15 protein-coding genes are annotated in these 20,903 nt (G+C 64.7%); 12 read left to right on the forward strand and 3 right to left on the reverse strand.

Annotated elements, in window-relative coordinates:
* Nucleotides 1-79 precede the first annotated feature (79 nt).
* Nucleotides 80-1,168 carry a TraB/GumN family protein gene (locus tag B0E46_RS03195; RefSeq protein WP_077554259.1) on the forward strand — a complete coding sequence of 363 codons (1,089 nt, stop codon included), beginning with the start codon at nucleotides 80-82 and terminating at the stop codon, nucleotides 1,166-1,168.
* Here B0E46_RS03195 and B0E46_RS03200 read toward each other — a convergent pair whose 3' ends face one another.
* Both B0E46_RS03200 and B0E46_RS03205 read right to left on the reverse strand, forming a co-directional pair.
* Nucleotides 1,169-2,116 carry an aldo/keto reductase gene (locus B0E46_RS03200; protein ID WP_077554260.1) on the reverse strand — a complete coding sequence of 316 codons (948 nt, stop codon included), beginning with the start codon at nucleotides 2,114-2,116 and terminating at the stop codon, nucleotides 1,169-1,171.
* 104 nt (nucleotides 2,117-2,220) lie between these two features.
* The gene (locus B0E46_RS03205; protein WP_077554261.1) at nucleotides 2,221-2,403 is read right to left on the reverse strand and encodes a hypothetical protein; all 183 of its coding nucleotides are present in this window, start codon (nucleotides 2,401-2,403) and stop codon (nucleotides 2,221-2,223) included.
* Nucleotides 2,404-2,510: 107 nt separating this feature from the next.
* On the opposite strand from B0E46_RS03205, the gene B0E46_RS03210 reads away from it, so the two are divergent.
* From B0E46_RS03210 to B0E46_RS03230, 5 genes are all read left to right on the forward strand, one after another.
* Nucleotides 2,511-3,431, forward strand: a complete 921-nt coding sequence (locus B0E46_RS03210) for a LysR substrate-binding domain-containing protein (protein ID WP_077554262.1) — start codon at nucleotides 2,511-2,513, stop codon at nucleotides 3,429-3,431.
* A gap of 71 nt (nucleotides 3,432-3,502) precedes the next feature.
* Nucleotides 3,503-4,615, forward strand: a complete 1,113-nt coding sequence (locus tag B0E46_RS03215; protein WP_077554263.1) for an S-(hydroxymethyl)glutathione dehydrogenase/class III alcohol dehydrogenase — start codon at nucleotides 3,503-3,505, stop codon at nucleotides 4,613-4,615.
* Nucleotides 4,616-4,744: 129 nt separating this feature from the next.
* Nucleotides 4,745-5,407 carry an NYN domain-containing protein gene (locus B0E46_RS03220; RefSeq protein WP_077554264.1) on the forward strand — a complete coding sequence of 221 codons (663 nt, stop codon included), beginning with the start codon at nucleotides 4,745-4,747 and terminating at the stop codon, nucleotides 5,405-5,407.
* 105 nt (nucleotides 5,408-5,512) lie between these two features.
* Entirely contained in the window at nucleotides 5,513-6,436 is a 924-nt protein-coding gene (locus B0E46_RS03225) for a methyltransferase (RefSeq protein WP_254425023.1), read from the forward strand.
* A 23-nt stretch (nucleotides 6,437-6,459) separates the two neighbouring features.
* Nucleotides 6,460-6,996, forward strand: a complete 537-nt coding sequence (locus tag B0E46_RS03230) for a pseudouridine synthase (RefSeq protein ID WP_077554265.1) — start codon at nucleotides 6,460-6,462, stop codon at nucleotides 6,994-6,996.
* 48 nt (nucleotides 6,997-7,044) lie between these two features.
* On the opposite strand, the gene B0E46_RS03235 is transcribed toward B0E46_RS03230, so the two are convergent.
* Nucleotides 7,045-7,842 (reverse strand): TatD family hydrolase, encoded by a 798-nt coding sequence (locus B0E46_RS03235; protein ID WP_077554266.1) that lies wholly within the window; start codon nucleotides 7,840-7,842, stop codon nucleotides 7,045-7,047.
* 557 nt (nucleotides 7,843-8,399) lie between these two features.
* Between B0E46_RS03235 and B0E46_RS03240 the strand changes: the two genes are divergently transcribed.
* The 6 genes from B0E46_RS03240 (at nucleotide 8,400) to B0E46_RS03260 (ending at nucleotide 20,783) form a co-directional block, all read left to right on the forward strand.
* Nucleotides 8,400-8,819, forward strand: coding sequence for a hypothetical protein (locus B0E46_RS03240; protein ID WP_077554267.1), 420 nt, complete (start codon nucleotides 8,400-8,402; stop codon nucleotides 8,817-8,819).
* Nucleotides 8,816-10,837, forward strand: coding sequence for a PA domain-containing protein (locus B0E46_RS03245; protein ID WP_077554268.1), 2,022 nt, complete (start codon nucleotides 8,816-8,818; stop codon nucleotides 10,835-10,837). Before B0E46_RS03240 ends, B0E46_RS03245 begins: the two co-directional genes overlap by 4 nt.
* Nucleotides 10,838-10,921: 84 nt before the next feature.
* Nucleotides 10,922-11,443 (forward strand): hypothetical protein, encoded by a 522-nt coding sequence (locus tag B0E46_RS17180; protein ID WP_139350403.1) that lies wholly within the window; start codon nucleotides 10,922-10,924, stop codon nucleotides 11,441-11,443.
* Nucleotides 11,437-13,449 (forward strand): S8 family serine peptidase, encoded by a 2,013-nt coding sequence (locus B0E46_RS03250; protein WP_077554269.1) that lies wholly within the window; start codon nucleotides 11,437-11,439, stop codon nucleotides 13,447-13,449. Before B0E46_RS17180 ends, B0E46_RS03250 begins: the two co-directional genes overlap by 7 nt.
* Nucleotides 13,450-13,903: 454 nt before the next feature.
* Complete coding sequence (locus tag B0E46_RS17865; RefSeq protein WP_217316312.1) at nucleotides 13,904-18,547, forward strand: ESPR-type extended signal peptide-containing protein; 4,644 nt, start codon at nucleotides 13,904-13,906, stop codon at nucleotides 18,545-18,547.
* A gap of 196 nt (nucleotides 18,548-18,743) precedes the next feature.
* A complete protein-coding gene (locus B0E46_RS03260) occupies nucleotides 18,744-20,783 on the forward strand; it encodes a sulfotransferase (protein WP_077554271.1) in 2,040 nt (679 codons plus the stop codon).
* The last annotated feature ends 120 nt before the right edge of the window (nucleotides 20,784-20,903 follow it).

Consider the following 20,903-nt stretch of genomic DNA (forward strand, 5'->3'; position numbering starts at 1 on the left):
GCGTCGCTGCCACCGTCGGCAACGTGCGGGTCAGGATCGCCCTGCCACAATGGCTGCTGTTGAGAATGGAGCCACCCGGATGCGCTTGTTGCCTGTTGCCTTCGTGTTCGCGCTGAGTGGCCTGTCGCCGCTGTTCGCCCAATCGACCACGGCCAGCACGCCTGTACCACCGGTGCCGTCGAATGTGGCCGAGCTGGCGACCGTGGTGGTCAGCGGCGTGCAGCCTGGCCCAGGCCTGTGGAAGGTGTCGAAAGGCAACCACGTGATGTGGGTGCTCGGCACGATGTCGCCGTTGCCGCAGAACATGCAATGGCAATCGCGCGAGCTGGAGCAGGTGATCAGCCAGTCGCAGCAGGTGCTGCTGTCGCCTTCCGTGACGATGAAGGCCGATGTCGGCTTCCTGGGCAAGATGTTCCTGCTGCCATCGGCCTACGGCGCACGCAAGAACGATGATGGCGAGACCCTGCAGCAGGTGCTTCCGCCACCGGTGTATGCGCGCTGGCAGGTGCTCAAGCAGAAGTACATCGGCAACAACCGCGGCATCGAGCGCTGGCGGCCGATCTTCGCGGCGCAGGAGCTGTACAAGAAGGCGATCCAGGCCAATGGCCTGAGCAAGACCGGCGGCATCCAGGCCAGCATCAATGCGTTGGCCGCGCGCTACGGCGTCAGGGAGACATCGACGGACTATCAGGTCGTCATCGAGCATCCGGGCGCGGCGATCAAGGCATTCAAAAACTCCGCGCCGCACGACACGACCTGCTTCATCCGCACGTTGGACAGCATCGAGCAGGACATGCCGGCGATGAAGGTGCGTGCCAACGCCTGGGCCCGCGGCGATCTGCAGGCGTTGCGTGAGCTGCCCGACAGCGAACGTCGCGACGCCTGTGTCTCGGCGGTCGCCAGTGCCGGTTTCGCACGTACGCTGGGGCTGGACGATGTGCCGGCCCGGTTGCAGGCCACCTGGCTGGCAGCCGCGCGTGCGGCGCTGGGCAGCAACGCGCAGACGTTCGCGATGCTGCCGATGAGCGAGTTGCTGAAGCCGGGCGGCTATCTGGCGGCGTTGCAAGCCGACGGCTATCGGGTCGAATCGCCGGAAGATCTGGATGCGGATCCCGCCTCTGCCGAGAGTGCCGAGGCCCCGGCGAGTGCAGGCACCTCACCGAGATGATCAGTAGGCGCTGGCCAGATCCAGCTGCGCAATCTCGTCGTGCGTCAGTTGCAGTCGAGTGGCACCGAGCAGCTCATGCAGCTGTGCCACGCTGGTGGCGCTGGCGATGGGGGCGATGATGCCCGGTCGCGCGATCAGCCAGGCCAGCGCCACCTGTGCCGGAGTGGCCTGGCGGGCGGCGGCAATCGCGTCGAGTGCAGCGAGCACCTGCATGCCGTGCGGGTTCAGGTATTTTTTCACCGCGCCGCCGCGCGCGCTGCTTCGGGCCAGGTCGGCGTCGCTGCGGTACTTGCCGCTGAGAAAGCCGCTGGCCAGCGCGTAGTAGTTGATCACGCCGATGTGCTCTGCGCGGATCAGCCGCTCCAGTTCCTTTTCGTAGCCATCGCGGCTGACCAGGTTGTATTCCGGCTGCAGGCTTTCGTAGCGTGGCAGGCCATGTTGCCTGGATGCCGCCAGCGCATCGGCGAAGCGTGCGGCGCCGTAGTTGGATGCACCGATCACGCGCACCTTGCCGGCCTCGATCAGCCGGGCGAACGCACCGAGAGTCTCGGCCAGCGGCACGCTGGCATCGTCCTCATGCGCCTGGTACAGGTCGATGTGGTCGGTCTGCAGGCGCTTGAGCGAGCCGTCCACGGCCTGGTGGATGTTTGCCGGCGACAGGCCGGGATGCTCGGCCCACTTCGCCACCTTGGTGGCGATCACCACCTGGTCGCGCTTGCCGCTCTGCCTGAGCCAGCGACCGATGATGCTCTCCGACTCGCCGCCGCGATTGCCGGGGACCCACGCGGAATACACATCGGCGGTATCGATCAGGTTGCCGCCACCGTCGACGAACGCATCGAGCAGTTCGAACGAGCGCTTTTCGTCGGCACTCCAGCCGAACACGTTGCCGCCGAACGCCAGCGGGAAGATGGACAACGACGATTTGCCAAGTGGGCGCTTGTGCACGGAGGAACACCTCGGGTCATGGGAGGTGCCAAGCATGCACGCATCCGGGCAAAAGGAGCGTGATGTGTCCGGGGCGGTTGCGTGCCGGAACAGGCGGTGTCGGCTCAACGCGGCCCGACGAGCCGCGGCCAGATCATCGCCGCGCAGCACATCCGCGCGATTGACTTGGACTTCCCGGCGCCGGGCTTGCGTCGATCCGTCGTGGTACGGGTATCGGGCCGCCAGGGCAGATCGTTATGGGCGACGTGACCGTGCAGGAACAACAGGTTGGTCCAGAGTGAGCTCATGACGGAATCTCCTGGAAGCATGGAGGCTTGGTGAGGGTTCAAGATACGCAGGCAACATTCCCTAAAAAAGCGATATATTTGCAAGCCAGACTTGAAGGATATTCAAGATGGGACGCGTGCCGCTGGGCCTGTTGCAACAGTTCGTGCTGGTCGCTCGGCTGGGCAATCTGTCGCGCGCCGCGACGCAGGCGAATCTCACCGTAAGTGCGCTCAGTCATCAGATGCGCCAGCTGGAGGAACGGCTGGAACGACGGCTGTTCCAGCGCGGGCCACGCGGGGTGACGCTGACTGTCGATGGTTGCAGCCTGCTCGAGGCGGTCGGCGAGCATTTCGACGGCATCGAGCATGCGCTCTCGCGCTACCACCTGCGTCGCCACGATGCGCTCACGCTCAGCGCCAGCCCCGGCATCATGTCGAGCTGGCTGGTGCCGCGACTGCCACGACTGGTCGCGCGGCATCCGGACCTGGAACTCAGCCTGCAGTCGACGTCGGCACTGGTGAATTTCGAGCGTGAGCCGGTCGATGTCGGCCTGCGCTACGGTCGTGGCGACTGGCCTGGCCTGCATGGCGAGCGGCTGTTTGGTGAATGGATCGCGCCGGTCGCTGCGCCCGAGCTGGTGGCGCGGATGGAAGGCATCGATCCGCGTGACCTTTCGCGCTGGCCGCTGCTCGGCGAGCCGCCACCGTCCACGCGCTGGAATGACTGGTTCGCCCGCATCGGTGGCACGCCACCGACGCGCTACGTGGCGCAGTTCGACAGTCTCGATGCGCTGCGTCACGCGGCGCTGGAAGGTCTCGGCGTGGCACTGGGGCGGATGGTGACGTCGAAGTCGCTGATCGACGCCGGCCGGCTGCAGGTGCTGGGCGACAACTACCTGGCAGTGAAGGAGGCGTACTGGTTGGTGTATCCGCCGCGCTCACGGGAGCATCGCGGCCTGCAGCTGTTCCGCGAATGGCTGCTGGCCGAGGCGGACGACTACGGTAGGCAGATGTCGGCGTTTCGGCCCGATGACACGCCACTGGGCTGACGCGGTTTCGCAAAGCGGGCAGACGCGTCATCATCGGGGGTCGTTGCAGAACTATCGTCAGGAGTTGAACCATGAAGTCACGCGCCGCTGTTGCCTGGGAAGCGGGCAAGCCGCTCACGATCGAACAGGTCGATGTCGCCGGGCCGAAGGCCGGCGAAGTGCTGGTGCGCATCGTCGCCACCGGCGTCTGCCACACCGATGCGTTCACCCTGTCGGGCGCCGATCCGGAAGGCATGTTCCCGGTGATTCTCGGTCACGAGGGTGGCGGCATCGTCGAGGAAGTCGGCGAAGGCGTCACCTCGCTCAAGGTCGGCGATCACGTGATTCCGCTGTACACGCCCGAATGCGGCGAGTGCAAATTCTGCCGCTCCGGCAAGACCAACCTGTGCCAGAAGATCCGCGTCACCCAGGGCAAGGGCCTGATGCCGGACGGCACCAGCCGCTTCTCCCTCAACGGCAAGCCGCTGCTGCACTACATGGGCACCAGCACGTTCAGCGAATACACCGTGCTGCCGGAGATCTCGCTGGCGAAGATCAACAAGGCCGCGCCGCTGGAGAAGGTCTGCCTGCTCGGTTGTGGCATCACCACCGGCATCGGCGCGGTGCTCAATACGGCGAAAGTCGAGCCGGGTGCGTCGGTGGCGGTGTTCGGCATGGGCGGCATCGGCCTGTCGGTGGTGCAGGGTGCGGTGATGGCGAAGGCCGGGCGCATCGTGGTGGTCGACACCAATCCGGACAAGTTCGAGATGGCCAGGCTGCTCGGCGCCACCGACTGCATCAACCCGAAGGATTACCCGGACACGCCAATCCAGCAGGTGATCGTGGATCTCACCGATGGCGGCGTCGATTATTCGTTCGAGTGCATCGGCAACGTGCACGTGATGCGCGCGGCGCTGGAGTGCTGCCACAAGGGCTGGGGCGAGTCGATCATCATCGGCGTCGCCGGCGCCGGGCAGGAGATCAGCACGCGGCCGTTCCAGCTGGTCACCGGCCGGGTCTGGCGCGGTTCGGCGTTTGGCGGGGTCAAGGGTCGCTCGCAGCTGCCGGGTTATGTCGATCGCTACATGGCCGGCGAAATCCGCATCGACGAAATGATCACCGAGGTGTTGCCGCTGGAACGCATCAATGAGGCGTTCGAGCTGATGCATGCGGGCAAGGTGATCCGCTCGGTGATCCATTACTGAGCCCAGCCGCGGGGGTGGTCCAAGCCGCTCCCACCACGCACGCAGACGCCTTAGAATGTGCACAGACCGCCGGCCCCATCCTGCCGGTGGCCTTCATTCATCCATGCCGCATGCCCATAAGGTTGTCCTATGAACCGCACCGCCATCCTCGTCGACGGCGCTTTTTTCCTTGCCCGCTACCGCAAGGTTTACGGCGAGCGTGACGCGAACGATGCACGCGCCGTGGCGAAGACCGTATTCAGCATGGCGCTGGAGCATCTGAAGGCGGTCGACCGCCCGCGCGAGTCGCTGTACCGCATCTTTTTCTACGACTGCCCGCCGCTGGAGAAGAGTTTCCTCAAGCCGGTCAGCGGCGACAGCATCGATTTTGGCCGTACCGGCGCCGCGGCGTTCCGGCGCGAGCTGCACGACCAGCTGCGCCGCCAGCGCAAGATGGCGCTGCGGCTGGGCCGGCTGGCCGAACGCGGCGAATGGCAGCTCAAGCGCATCGCCTATCAGCAGCTGCGCGACGGCAGCCTGCAATGGGACGATCTCGGCGACGAGCATTTCGAGCCGGACATGCGTCAGACCCAGGTCGACATGAAGATCGGCATCGACATCGCCGCATTGACCTACAAGAAGCTGGTCGACCAGATCATCCTGATCGCCGGCGACGCGGATTTCATCCCGGCGGCAAAGCTGGCGCGCTACGAGGGCATCGACTTCATCCTCGACCCGATGTGGCAGGGCATCGCGCCGGATCTGCACGAGCATATCGACGGCCTGCAGTCGGTCTGCCCGCGGCCGTTCTGACACATCTACCGGGTCTGCACATCGCCGGCGCCATGATGGCGTCGAGTCGGGGCGACCGACACGTCCAAGGGGCAATCAATGAATCGCAGGACACAAGCAGCAAGCATGGGCACGGCGCGTCTGGGCACGACACTGGCGGCGCTGCTGCTGGCGGCCTCTCTGGGCCGGCCGGCCGTGGCCGTCGCGCAAGCGGCACCGGCGGCCACGGTCGAGTCGGACCAGCCGGCCGACGAACTGGTGCCGCCGACCAGCGCCAGCGATTTCACTTCCGCCCAGCTGGACAGCGTGCTGGCCGGCAACTGGCGCTCGGCCGCAAACCGTGCGCGCGATGTATATCGCCACCCCAAGGCCACCTTGCAGTTCTTCGGCATCCGGCCGGACCAGACGGTGATCGAGATTACCCCCGGCGGCGGCTGGTACAGCGAGATCCTGGTGCCGCTGCTGCACGACAACGGCCACTATGTCGCCGCCGTGCAGGCGCCTGCCGGTGGTGGCGAAGCGCGTCGCGACGACGACGCCCTGCATCAGAAATTTGCCGCCGATGCGGCGCATTACGGCAATGCGAAGTTCGTCGAGTTCGATCCGAAGGCGCCCGTGTTCGGTGCGCCCGGCTCGGCCGATCTGGTGCTGACCTTCCGCAACGTGCACAACTGGGTGATGGCGGATACCGCGCCGGCCATGTTCAAGGCGTTCTTCGCGGTGCTGCGGCCCGGCGGTGTGCTGGGTGTGGTCGATCACCGTGCCGACGACGATGCTTCGCTGGCGACGGTGAAGGGCAGCGGCTACCTGCCGACCCGCTATGTAGTGAAACTGGCCACCGAAGCGGGCTTTACCCTGGATGACAGCAGCGAGATCAACGCCAATCCGAGGGACACCAAGGACTATCCGAAAGGGGTGTGGACGCTGCCGCCCACGCTCACGCTGGGCGAGCAGGACAAGGCCAAGTACCTGACGATCGGTGAGTCCGACCGGATGACCCTGCGCTTCATCAAGCCGGCGGCGCCGGTGTCGGCCGCCTCGACGCCCTGAGGCATCGTGCGCTGCGCATCGCCATGCTGATCGCATTGAACAAGCCGTATGGCGTGCTGTGCCAGTTCACGGATGCGGACGGTCGGCGCACGCTGGCCGAATTCGTCAGGCAAAAAGACGTCTATGCGGCTGGACGGCTGGATCATGACAGCGAAGGGCTTTTGCTGCTGACCGACGACGGCGGGCTCGCGCACCGGTTGACCGATCCGCGCCACAAGCGGGCGAAGACCTATCTCGTGCAGGTCGATGGCGAAATCGACGAGGCCGCGCTGGTGGCGCTGCGCCGCGGGGTGGTGCTGAGCGATGGTCCGACCCTGCCGGTCGCCGCCGAGCTTTCGGTGGAGCCGGACTGGCTGTGGCCGCGTGACCCGCCGGTGCGTTTCCGCAAGAGCATCCCCACCAGCTGGCTCAGTCTCACCCTGCGCGAAGGCCGCAACCGGCAGGTACGGCGGATGACCGCCGCGGTTGGTTTTCCTACGCTGCGACTGATACGTGTGCGTATCGGCGAGCACGCGCTGGACGGGTTGGCGCCTGGCGAGACGCGCACGCTGTTGCCGTAAGGGGCGCATCCTGTGCACTCCAAGGGATGAGGAGTTGTCAGGCCATCCCTAGGGGAGCGGCGCCAGACCGAAGAACGCCTCGGCGGTCGCCGTGCTGTTCGCCGCCGTGTCGGCCACCTGCTCACCACGATCGCGCGCGATCTCCTCGCAGATGTGCTTGAGGTACATCGGCTCGTTGCGCCGGTGCGCCGGTTGCGGCCGTACCGTGCGCGGCAGCAGGTAGGGCGCATCGGTCTCGATCATCAACCGGTTTGCGGGAATCTCGTGCACCAGTTCGCGCAGATGGGTGCCGCGGCGTTCGTCGCAGATCCAGCCGGTGATGCCGATGTGGCAGTCCAGCGCAAGATAGTCGCGCAGCGCCTCGCCGCCGTCGGTAAAGCAGTGCACCACGGCGGCCGGCACCTTGTCGCGATAGCGCCGCAGCAGCGCGATGAAGTCAGCATGTGCATCGCGCTGGTGGAGAAATAGCGGCATGTGCATATCCACGGCGATCTGCAACTGGCGCTCGAATACCTGCAACTGCACTTCGCGTGGCGAATAGTTGCGGTTGTAGTCCAGCCCCGTTTCGCCGATCGCCAGCACCGAAGCATCCCGCGACAACTCGCGCAACAACGCATCGGTGGCATCGTCATAGTCGATCGCGTGGTGTGGATGTACGCCTGCCGTGGCGAACAGCTTGCCGGGATGCGCCCTGGCCAGCACCAGCGCCTGCCTGCTGCTGTCGCGCGAGGCGCCCGTCACGATCATTCGCCCTACACCATGCGTATGCGCACGTTGCAGCACGGCATCGAGGTCAGGGTGGAACGACTCGTGGCAGAGGTTGGCGCCGATATCTAGTAACTGCATGGGTCTTGGCCGTGACATGACTCCCAATTCTGGCAGACGTCGACCGGTGCACAAGGTCAGGCATGCCGGCATCGCAACATTTTGCGTGCTTGGTTGGCCGTGAAATTACGTTGACGACCGCAAGAAATTGCTGTTAGTTTCGGTGATGGGATTCGCAGATTTGGAAATCGCGGATGGAATGGGGTGGCGATCTTCATATCGGAAATGGAGATCGCGATGACACGGGACTCGCAGCAGGTGAAGACCGTCGATGTCTTGAGCTGATCGGACATTGCCGGGGGTGAGAGGCGGTATACGGGGGTGGGCGAGTCACGGGGTAGGTGAGTCGTTGGGCGACTTTGGCATGGTCGAAATGTGGCTCGGGCGCATGCGCAGCGTACTGCTCGCGCGTTCCTCCATTCCTCGGGCGTAGACGCGTGAAGAGTTGATCAAGTTCTGGTGCGCAATACGCGCGCCACGGACAAGTGCGCTCCATTTTCGGTGCCGGCTTGCGGCGCCTTTTTCAACGGGAGGGTTTTGCATTGATGAAGAACGTAAGGACTCAGGCGGCGGCTGTGATGCTCACAGGCCTGTTCGCCTGTGCGGCGATCGCCGCCGACAACAAGCCGGTACAGCCAGCACAGCCGGTGGAGACTTCGGTCGCCGGCGGTTCCATGCAGGTCGCCTTCTTTGATCCGGTCACCAAGAAGCTGCGCGCGCCCACGCCCGAGGAGGCGGCGGCATTCGCCAAGTCGGTGGAACTCAAGCGCCAGCAGCAGGCCTTGCTGCCCAGCACCAGTGGCCGGCCGCGCACCGAGGCCGAGTCGCTCAAGACACTGCGCAAGGTGCGCGTGAACGGCGTCGAACTGGAGCTGGTGGATACCCCGGAGAGTGAAATGAGCAATGTGGTCGGCAAGCGCGATGCGCAGGGCCATCTGGTGGTGGTGCACCCGGGTGACAGCGTGCAGCATGCCGTCGCCGCGGAGGTGACCCAATGATCCGTCGCAGCAAGCTTTTCAGCGCCCTGCTGGTTGCGGGCCTGCTGGGTATGGCTGGCAGCGCCGCCGCTGCCGAGATCCAGATCATCAACAAAGACAAGGCCGGTGTTGGCCTGAACGATACGACGCCAGCCACGCCGGTCGGTGGCAACCAGGGCACCACCCGTGGTCAGCAGGCGCAGATCGTTTTCAACTTTGCAGCCTATATGTGGGGCGCCGTGCTCAAGAGCACCGTGCCCATTCAGGTCGATGCCAATTTCGGCCCGCTCCAGTGCGACGCCAACGGCACGGTGCTGGGTTCGACCGGCACCTTGGGCTACGCGGCCTTCACCGATGCAAACAGCTTGCCGGCAGGCGCGAAGCTGAATCTGTGGTACCCCGGCGCCCTGGTGAACATGTACCTCGGAACCGATGCGACGCCGACGACGTCCGACATGTCGATGTCGTTCAACGGTGCGCTGGGCACCTCCACCTGTCTGCCGGATTCGGGTTGGTACTTCGGTCTTGACGGCAATACGCCTGCGGGCAAGTCCAACCTGCTCAATGTGATGCTGCACGAGATGGGCCACGGTCTGGGCTTTGCCGGTCGCAGCACGCTCAGCAGCGGCGCGCTCTCCGGCAGCCGGAACGACATCTATTCGTCCTACGCTTACGGCAACACCGCCCAGAAGTATTGGGGCGACATGACCAACGCCCAGCGCAAGGCGGCGGCATTGGACGATGGCAAGCTCGTCTTCCGTGGTCCCAACGTCATGGCAGAAGCGCCGCTGGCGCTGGGTCCGCCGCCGGTGCTGTTGGCAACTACACCGGGCGGTTCCCTGGGCGGCTTCGAGTATGCAGCTGCCTCGTATGGTCCGGCACCAACCGCGCAGAATTTCTCCGGCAACGTGGTCGTGGGAATCTCGGGGGCCGATTCGCAAGGCTGCGTTCCGTTTGACAATGCGGCGGCTATTGCAGGACATGTCGCTATCGTCGATCGTGGTACCTGCAGTTTTCAGCTGAAGTCGGTTAATGCCGAGGCTGCTGGCGCAACGGCCGTGATCCTGGCTAACAACACGACTGGCGTCTTGACCCCGGGTGGCGACGCTAGTTATGCCAATCCGACTATTCCGACGCTGCTGATCAGCCAGGCCGACGGCGCGACCCTCAAGCAGCACGTCAGTGATGCGTCCGTGAGTCTCGGTTTCGGCAGCGGTCTTGCCGGCACGGATGCCGCTGGCGCCGTGTTGCTCTATGCGCCGACGACGCTGGCTTCGGGTTCGTCGTTCTCGCATTACGACACCCGTCTGTCGCCGAATGCGCTGATGGAGTACGCCGAAAGTCCGGACCTGAAAGGTCACATCAACCTGGACCTGACCCCGGCGCTGTTCAAGGACGAGGGCTGGCAGCTCAACGAAACCGGCCAGATGCTGCTGACCTGCAACACCGGCGTGCCGACCTGGATCCCGGGTGGCATCGTGATCGGCGCCAACGTGTATTCCAATGCCAAGACGATTGCGGTTTCGGCAGCCCATTTCGGCATTTACCGCACGTCGATGCTGGCCTATGCAGCTGACCTTGCTGCCAAGCAGCTGATCTCGGCACCGCAGGCCACCAGCCTGAATGCCTGCCTCAGCGACGCCGAATTGCACAATCAGTTCAATGCATGGGGCAATGGCTTGCCTGATCCGTCCGTTCCGACAGGCCCGGTCGCGGTCCAGCTGACCAACGGGGTTGCCCTGGGCGGCCAGTCCGGTACGGCGGGCGGTTCGAGCCTGTACAAGCTGGACGTACCGGCCGGCGCGCTCGCGCTGACCTTGCGTACCTTGGGCGGTACCGGTGACGTTTCGCTGTTCGTGAAGGTCGGCGCCGAGCCGTCCGAGACCGACAACGACTTCAAGTCGGTTCACGCAGGCACCAACAGCGAGTCGGTTGCTGTCAGCAGGCCGGTGGCGGGCACTTACTACATCAAGGTGGTCGGTGTAACCGCGTTCTCCGGTGTCACGGTGCAGGGCAGCTTCGTCCAGCCTGCGCAGTAAGTCAGGCGTATTGGCGAATGCGTTGCGCGGGTGCAGGAACTTCGGCTTCTGCACCCGCGCAATCCGCAGCGGACGTTTGAGCATGTGCAGGATGTCGTGCTGGCCTGTGCTTTCAACCGCGATGCCATCGCAGGGCCTGGGCATGATCGTGTCGGGCATGCCTGTGAGAACGACTGCTGCGGGCTCATCAGGCTGCAACCATTCGCGAACGCACGTTGCAACACCGCATCGGTTTCTGACGAAGCAATGCACGCAACAGAAGCTGCCGATATTCAGTGGATATGCGGTTTCCACGTATACGGAAGTCTCGTGGTCACCGGCAGGCGGGTTCGCGGCGTCGTGCAGGCCATCGCGCTGCAGCATGCCCTTAGCAGATCAGGCTCAGAAAAATCATGCGATTTATCGCAATTTCTCATTGACGCTTGTAAAAATCGAATGCTAGATTCGCAAGACTGTGCGATATCCGCAGGCGGATCGCATGAACTGGCGGCTGAACTCTTCAGTTGGCGCCAGGCGTGGAACGGGGGTTTCGCGCAGCAGGGTTTCCATCGACGTATCCATGGAAAAAAACCATCATCAAAATTCGGGGATCTATCGCAATGGTGAATAGTTTGGGGATCAAGGGGCTGCTGGCAGCCTCCATCGCAATCACTTTCTCGGTCACGGCCTTTGCAGGCGACGTAACGCCGGCCAGCCCAGGGCTGAGTGCAAAGTTCAATGTCAGTGCCCTGCAGACCGACGGTAGCTACAATCGCTTCATCGTGCGGTATCGCACCGATTCCACCGAGCAGGGCAGCAAGACCGCCGCCCTGCAGAACGTCAAAGCCGCTGTCGGGCGCGCGGCGCTGAGCCAGGCCTCGTTGTCGGGCAACCTGCCGGCCGTGAACTACCAGCGCAAACTCGCGACCGGCGCCGACCTGGTGACCACCTCGCGCCGGCTGAGCCAGGCTGAAGCGACTGCCCTCATCCAGTCCATTGCCGCCGATCCGGCGGTGGCCTTCGTGGGTCCGGACGTGATGCGCCAGGCGATCGGCATCAAGGCCGAAACCACCCTGGACCCGGCCAGCTTCTCGCCGAACGACCAGTATTTCGCGGCATATCAGACCGATTACCTGCCGCCGGATGGCACGCTGACTCCGACCGGCAAGGTCGCCAACGATGGCGGCGCCAATATCACAGGTGCATGGAATCTCGCCGACGGTACCGGCGTGACGATCGCTGTGCTCGATACCGGCATCGTCCAGCACGCGGACGTCAATACGTCGCTGGCCAATGCGGGCTACGATTTCATCAGCGATGCTTTTGTTTCCGATCGCGCCACGGATGATCGTGCGCCCGGCGGTTGGGATACCGGTGACTGGACGACGGATAGCAAGTATCTGACGACCAACGGCGGCTGCGTTACCAAAGCTCAGCAGCAACCGAGTTCCTGGCATGGCACCCATGTGGCCAGCGCCAGCGGTGCCGAGATCACCAACAATGGTCCGGCCGCTGGCAGCTGGGGCGCAGGCATTGCCTATAACGCCAAGGTGCTGCCGGTACGCGTGCTGGGCCATTGCGGTGGCTATGACAGCGATATCAACGATGCCATCGTGTGGGCCGCAGGTGGCCATGTGGATGGGGTTCCGGACAACCAGAACCCGGCGAAAGTGATCAACCTGAGCCTGGGTGGCGCGGGTGCCTGTCCGGCCGACGACGACGCGGCCATTGCCATTGCCAAGGCCAATGCCTTGGGTGCGGTCGTGGTGGTCGCTGCCGGCAACAACAGTGCCGATGTTGCCAATTTCTCGCCGGCCAGCTGCCCGGGTGCGATCACGGTGGCTTCGACCGGCTACACCAGCAAGTTGTCGTACTACTCCAACTACAACGTGCCTGGCGAAAGCATTATTGCTCTGGCTGCACCGGGTGGTGGTGTATACAAGAACGACGGGAGCTCGGGTACGCAGCTGAATCCGGAAGGCTTCATGTGGCAGGCCCTCAACAAAGGCACCACCACGCCGACCGCCAGCCCTGCCGGCGACACGCTTGGTGGCATGGCCGGCACTTCGCAGGCCACTCCTCACGTGACCGGTACGGTTGCGTTGATGCAGAGCGCGCGCATCGCGGCCCAGAAACCCCTGCTGAAGCCAGCGGAAGTACTGAGCATCCTGACGAGCACGGCTCATGTACCGAAGGTCACGCCGGCAGCGGCGAAGACCTTTGGAGCCGGCCTGCTCGATGCGGGTGCGGCCGTGGCGGCGGCGGCGGTTTATGACAACGGCGGCGGCGATGGCGGCAATCAGGACACCACGATCCCGCTCACCAATGGCGTCGTGCTGGCCAACCAATCCGGCGCGGCCGGTTCCAGCACCGTCTACACGCTGAGAGTACCGGCGGGTGCGCTTGCACTGACCCTGCGCACGCTAGGCGGCACCGGCAGCGTGTCCATCTATGTCAAGGCGGGTTCCGTAGCCAGTGCCACCAATTACGACTTCAAGTCGGCGGCGGGCACCGGTACTGCCAAGTCGGTGGCGATCTCGCGACCGGTGGATGCAACCTACTACGTCACGGTGGTTGGTGATGCTGCTTACAGCGGCGTAAGCGTGAGCGGCAACTTCGTCGCACCCAAGTAAGAGAACCACGCTCGACAGGAACGGGACTCCGCCCGCATGGGCGGAGTCTCACATGCTTCGACTGGCGAAGTGTCGTGACGGCGAAGACGCATGCTGCCACGAAGGCGCGGCTTGAAGTCCAGCCGAACCGATGGATTGCAATGACAAGGTGGCTTCACGTCGTCATTGCATGACCCGGTCATATGGCCGGCTCGCTCAATGGCTGGCGGAAGTCGGGAGCGCTCGCGCTCGCGTGTAAGAGCGCAGGTATTGGAGAAATGGCGCGGCGAAAGTGTCCGCTGCGGTGGCGCCGCTGTGCTTCTGGTGTGTGAATCCGGCAGCCGCGGGCGTGCAAGTTTTCGCTACGTGATTGAAGTAAAGGCCTGCCAGGTGCAGGCGCAGTTCATGTCATCCGGTGCGCGCTTACTGCGGTATGGGTGTGCCGGATTCAAAAAATCCAGTGGGGAGTCGTGTCTTGAACAAGAAGATCTACAGCAAGGTTTGGAACAAGTCGCTGGGCATGCTCGTGGTGGCTTCCGAGCATGCCAAGGCCAACGGCAAGGGCGGCGCATCGAAGCGTTTGCGCGCCACGGTGGCTGCGGCGGGTATGGCGTTGGTGCTTGGTGCGGGCCAGGTATCGGCGGCGGGAGTTCCTCCATCGGATTTTGTCACTGACCCGGGCTGGGATGTTTATGTGGCGCCGACCGTGGATTTTGGAGGCACCGCAGGTGGCAGTTCGGCGGTCGCTGGCTATTACGCGACGGCCATCGGCAAAGGTGCCAAGGCCGCGGGCGGTTCGTCGTCTGCCTTTGGGTACAACGCGGATGCAGAGGGCTCCGCCAGTGTTGCGCTGGGCAGTGGGGCAAGTGCTCTTTACACGAATGGCCTGGCGCTAGGCGCTGGTGCGACTTCCTACGCCGATAACGCCATCGCCATGGGTTATCTCAGTTATGCGGCGGGCGCCAATTCGCTGGCGCTGGGTTACAACTCGGATGCGCGTTACAACCATGCCATTGCTGTCGGGAGCGACAGCAAGGCTTACGCGGACAACAGCGTGGCGTTGGGTGCGGGTTCGCTGGCAGATCGTGCGAATAGCGTGTCGGTGGGTATGGTGGGAAGCGAGCGTCAGATCACCAACGTCGCTGCAGGCACGGCCGACACGGATGCGGTGAACGTGGGTCAGCTGGATGATGCAGTGGCTTCGAGCACGCGTTACTTCCAGGCCGATGGCGCCAATGACGGAAGCGATGATGCCCAGGCAACCGGCCTGTATTCCATCGCCAGCGGTGCTTCGGCCAAGGCCACCGACATTTATGCAACCGCCATCGGTGCAGGCAGCACGGCCACGGTTGCCGGCACGTCGGTAGGCGCCCAGAGTCAAGCCACCGGGGCGGTATCGACCGCCGTCGGCTATGACAGCAATGCAACGGGTACGTTGGCGAGTGCCTTTGGTACATCAAGCCGGGCCACGAACGACGGTGCGCTGGCCATGGGTGCGACCAGCGTGGCATCGGGTCGTGACTCTACGGCGCTGGGTCTGGGCTCGAAGGCGACTAACGCAAGCACGGTGGCGCTCGGTAATTACAGCGAAGCCACCGGTGCCGAAAGCGTGGCATTGGGCGGTCTTGGCGATAGCGGCACGGTCAAGACACAAGCCACGGCTCTGCGTGCGACAGCCTTGGGCGCAGCGAGTCAGGCAACCGCACAGCAAGCATCTGCAGTGGGTTATAAGGCCTTGGCTGAGGGTTACAACAGCACCGCCCTGGGTTCGGGCTCGCACGTGGACAGCGGCGCGCAAAACGCAGTCGCCCTCGGCTCTGATTCGGTAGCGGACCGTGCGAACAGCGTGTCGGTCGGCAGCGTAGGCCAGGAGCGCCAGATCACCAACGTGGCGGCAGGCACCGTGGCGGCGGGCAGCACGGATGCGGTGAACGGCGACCAGCTCAAAAGCACGAATGAGGCGGTGGCGCAGCTGGGTGATGCGACTGCGGTGGCGAGCCACCTGTTCTCGGCGGACGGTGCAACGGACGGCAGCGAAGATGCGCTGGCGATCGGCACGCATGCGGTGGCGGCCGGTGCGAGCAGCTTCGCGGTGGGTGAGGAGAGCGCGAGCTACGGCTACGGTGCGGCGGCGTACGGCAACAACGGCGTGGCGATCGGTGCGGGCAGCGGTGCGCTGAACGACAACGCGACGGCGTTGGGTGGCGGTGCCAATGCGGTGAACGCGAACAGCACGGCGGTGGGCTACGCCAGCGCGGCGACGGCGGACAACAGCGTGGCGCTGGGTGCGAACTCGCAGGCGGACCGTGCGAACAGCGTGTCGGTCGGCAGCGTGGGCCAGGAGCGCCAGATCACCAACGTGGCGGCAGGCACCGTGGCGGCGGGCAGCACGGATGCGGTGAACGGCGGTCAGCTGAACACGACCAACCAGGCGGTGGCGGCGAACGCGGCGAACATCGCGGGGAACACGGCGGCGATCGGCACGATCAACAACTCGGCGGTGTTCTACAGCAATGCCGGTCACACGTCGGTGGTGCTGGGCAACGGCACGACGCCGGTGACGGTGGGCAACGTGGCGGCCGGTGTGGCGGGTACGGACGCGGTGAACAAGAGCCAGCTGGATGCGCTGACGGTGGCGACGACGACGGCGTCGCACCTGTTTGCGGCGGACGGTGCGACGGACGGCAGCGAAGATGCGCTGGCGATCGGCATGCATGCGGTGGCGGCCGGTGCGAGCAGCTTCGCGGTGGGTGAGGAGAGCGCGAGCTACGGCTACGGTGCGGCGGCGTACGGCAACAACGGCGTGGCGATCGGTGCGGGCAGCGGTGCGCTGAACGACAACGCGACGGCGTTGGGTGGCGGTGCCAATGCGGTGAACGCGAACAGCACGGCGGTGGGCTACGCCAGCGCGGCGACGGCGGACAACAGCGTGGCGCTGGGTGCGAACTCGCAGGCGGACCGTGCGAACAGCGTGTCGGTCGGCAGCGTGGGCCAGGAGCGCCAGATCACCAACGTGGCGGCAGGCACCGTGGCGGCGGGCAGCACGGATGCGGTGAACGGCGGTCAGCTGAACACGACCAACCAGGCGGTGGCGGCGAACGCGGCGAACATCGCGGGGAACACGGCGGCGATCGGCACGATCAACAACTCGGCGGTGTTCTACAGCAATGCCGGTCACACGTCGGTGGTGCTGGGCAACGGCACGACGCCGGTGACGGTGGGCAACGTGGCGGCCGGTGTGGCGGGTACGGACGCGGTGAACAAGAGCCAGCTGGATGCGCTGACGGTGGCGACGACGACGGCGTCGCACCTGTTTGCGGCGGACGGTGCGACGGACGGCAGCGAAGATGCGCTGGCGATCGGCACGCATGCGGTGGCGGCCGGTGCGAGCAGCTTCGCGGTGGGTGAGGAGAGCGCCGCGTACGGCTATAACACGTTGGCCAACGGTGCCAACACGGTAGCGTTGGGTTCCGGCAGCTTCGCATGGGGCGACAACGCCTCGGCCGTGGGTTCGTTGGCCACGGCGATGGGCGTGAATAGCACCGCGGTTGGTTATGGCAGCGTGGCCGGGGCGGACAACAGCGTAGCCTTGGGTGCCGGGTCGCAGGCAGACCGCGCGAACAGCGTGTCGGTGGGTACGGTCGGCAACGAGCGCCAGATCACCAACGTGGCGGCGGGCACCGTGGCGGCGGGCAGCACGGATGCGGTGAACGGCGATCAGCTGAACACGACCAACCAGGCAGTGGCGCAGAACACCACGGATATCTCCACGATCAACAGCTCCGCGGTGTTCTATGCCGATGCCAGCCACACGGCAGTGATGCTGGGTGATGGCAATACCCCGGTGACGGTGGGCAACGTGGCCGATGGTAGTGCGGCGCATGACGCGGTGAACAAAGGCCAGCTGGATGCTGCCGTGGCTGGCGTGAGCAGCGATCTGGGCGCTCTGGCCGACAGCGCGGTGACGTATGACGACGACAGCAAGGAGCAGATAACCCTGGCTGGAGCCAATGGCACACGCATCAGCAATCTGCAGGCGAGCAGCGTCCTGACCGACGCCGCCACGGTGGGACAGATCTCCGATCTGCTCAGTGCCTTCGGCGGGGGTGCCATGTTGCAGGCGGGTGGCAGCGTCATCATGCCGAACTACGCGATCCAGGGTGGCAGCTACAACAACGTCGGCGATGCGCTGAATGCACTGGACGGCGTGCTTAGCGGAGCGCTGGCCAGCATTGCCAGCCTGCAGCAGGCCGGTGCCGCCGGTCCCCGCGTGGCGGTTGGTGGTGCCGACGATGGCAGTGATGCGGCTTCGGTGTCCGCCGGTACGAAGGGCGTGGCGATCGGTTCCAATGCGGCGGCCGGTGGCGAATACGGTACGGCGGTTGGTGGCGACAGCTACGCCGCTGGCCCGAACGATACCGCGATCGGCGGCAACGCCAAGGTGAATGCGGACGGCAGCACGGCGGTCGGTGCCAATACCACCATTACGGCTGAAGCGACCAATGCGGTGGCGGTGGGCGAGGGCGCAACAGTGACGGCAGCCTCCGGTACGGCGATTGGCCAGGGCAGCTCGGTGACGGCGGAAGGGGCGGTCGCGCTGGGCCAGGGTTCGGTGGCCGATCGCGCCAACACGGTGTCGGTGGGTAGCGTCGGCAACGAGCGTCAGATCGTCAATGTGGCGGCGGGTAGCCAGGCCACCGATGCGGCGAACTACGGTCAAGTCACGGATGCTCTGGCCACCGCGAAGGCTTATGCCGATGCCGGTGACACGCAGACGCTGCAGAAGGCGAATGCGTATACCGACCAGCGGCTCGGCAGTTTCGCTACCAGCAATGACCTCAACACGCTGCGCGACCAGGTCAATACCCAGTTCCGTGTCGTCGACAGGCGCATAAACCAGGTGGGTGCGATGGGTGCGGCCATGTCGCAAATGTCGTTCAGCACGCAAGGTATTGCCACGGAGAACCGGCTTGGCGTGGGTGTTGGCGGTTATCGCGGCCAGGCGGCGTTGTCGGTGGGCTATTCGCGGCAGCTGTCGCCCAAGGCGAACGTGACATTCGGCGCCGCCATCAGCGGCAATGAAACGACCGGCGGCGTAGGTGTGGGCATCGGCTGGTAAGCCGGTGAGGCCCGGCTTGCCGGGCCGCTGGATATGATCGTGACCGGCGCCCTCGCGGCGCCGGTTTTTTGTATTTGCGCGATCACATGCACATTCGCCTGACCGGGATGGTGAAAATTTGGTCGTTAGTTTATGTACTGTGTTCGTTCCTGATATTTCGTCGATGACCGCGCCACTACGCGAATGAAGGACAGCCATGCCGCACGATGAAATGATCGAGCATCGACGCCGCCATCCGGATGCGGCTGCGGTCGGCTCGCCCAGCCGGCAGGAGCTGGACCTCCTCGTCGGTCTCATCCATCAACAGCAGTACGCCGAAGCGGAAGCGCAGGCACGCCGGCTCATCGCCCGTTATCCGCGGCACGGCTTTGCCTGGAAGGCCTTGGGTGCGTCGCTGAAGTCCCAGGGGCGCATGCCGGAAGCGATGGCCGCGCAGCAGCAGGCCGTTGCGCTGTTGCCGGGCGATGCAGGTGCGCATTACAACCTGGGCAACAGCCTGTTGGCGTTGAGGCGGCCAGCCGATGCCGCCGCCCGTTATCGTGATGCGCTTGCGATCAGGCCGGACTATGTCGAAGCGCACTTCAACCTCGGCAACGCATTGGGTGCGCAGGATCGACTGACGGATGCGGCGGACAGTTACCGGCGCGCCCTGGGAATCAAGGCGGATTTCATCGAGGCGCATGCCAAGCTCGGCTACACCTTGATGGCGCTGGGCTGCGCCAGCGAAGCCGAGGCGCACTTCCGGCAGGTGCTCGCGGCGCGCCCTGACGAATCACGGGTGCACAACAGCCTGGGCATCGTTTACCGCGGCCTGAGCCGTCTGGCCGAGGCTGAGGCGTGCTATCGCCGGGCCCTGGCGATAGCGCCGGATTACGCCGAGGCGTACAGCAATCTCGGCAACGTGCTGGGTGACCAGCAGCGCCACGACGAGGCCGAGGCGAGTTATCGGCAGGCGCTGGCGATCAACGACGGGATGGCCGAGGCGCATTTCAATCTCGGCAACATCCTGCGCCACCAGGACAGGCAACCCGAGGCGGAGCAAAGTTATCGGCGCGCATTGGATATCCAACCGGGATACCTGATGGCGCTCAACAACCTGGGCCTTTGCCTGAAGAGGCAGGGCCGGTTGGACGAGGCCAGCGAATGCTTCCAGGCCGCGATTTCGCTCAAACCGGATTTCCTGCAGTCGCACTGCAATCTCGCGCCGCTGAAGACTTATGCCGTGGACGACGCGCAGCTCGGCCTGGTCGAGGGCCAGCAGCATCAGCTGCCCGCTCTGCCGGTGGCAGGGCGCATCAGCTATTGGTTCGCCCTGGGCAAGATGCGCGAGGATGTAGGTCGTTACGACGATGCGTTTGCGGCCTACGCGGAGGGTAATCTTCTGCAGCGCACGCAGTTCCCGCACGACGAGGCACGCGAGGTGGCGTTGCTGGAGCGCCTGCGCTCGGTATTCAGTGCGGCCTTCTTTGCCGAGCGGGCGCAGCCGGTGCATCCGGGCAAGGCGCCGATCTTCATCGTCGGCATGCCGCGTTCGGGTACCTCGTTGATCGAGCAGATCCTGTCCACGCATCCAGGTATCCACGGTGCCGGCGAGTTGACCGAGCTGGGTGACGTGGTGCATTCGATCGCCAGGGCGGCGGGTGATCGTGCGGCTTCCTATCCGGAGGTCGCCAGCACGCTATCGGCGGACGAGTTTCGTCGCCTGGGCGAGGCGTATACCGAACGCGTATGGCGGCATGCGCCGGAGGCCGAGCGCATCACCGACAAGTTGCCGGCCAATTTCCAGCATCTGGGCATGATCCATCTGATGCTGCCCCACGCCAAGATCATTCATGCGATGCGCGATCCGATGGACTCGTGCTTTTCGTGCTACTCGCGCCTGTTCGAAGGCGGCAACCTCGATTTCGCCTATGAGCTGGGCAGCGTGGGCCGTTATTACGTGCGCTACATCGAGCTGATGCAGCACTGGCAGCGCGTGCTGCCAGCCGGCACGGTGCTGGACATGCGCTACGAGGACATGGTGACGGATACCGAAGGCCAGGCGCGACGCCTGCTCGACTACCTCGGCCTGCCCTGGGACGAGGGTTGTCTCGCCTTCCATCGGAACCGGCGTGCTGTCAGGACCGCCAGTGCGGCCCAGGTACGCAAGCCGATTTACCGGTCCTCCGTGGCGCGCTGGCAGCATTTCGAGACGCATCTTGGTCCGTTGCTGGACATCGTGAAACGTTACCGATGACGCACCCGCCTTGCTGTGCCGACACATGTCGTCGCCGCAATCCGGTGACTAGCGCGATGCGCGCGCCGGCTTCTGTCGCGGCAACTCGAAATTTCGTGGCGTATCGGCATGGCTGCCGCA

It is taken from the genome of Rhodanobacter sp. B04 (assembly GCF_002001125.1).
Taxonomy (GTDB): Bacteria; Pseudomonadota; Gammaproteobacteria; order Xanthomonadales; family Rhodanobacteraceae; genus Rhodanobacter.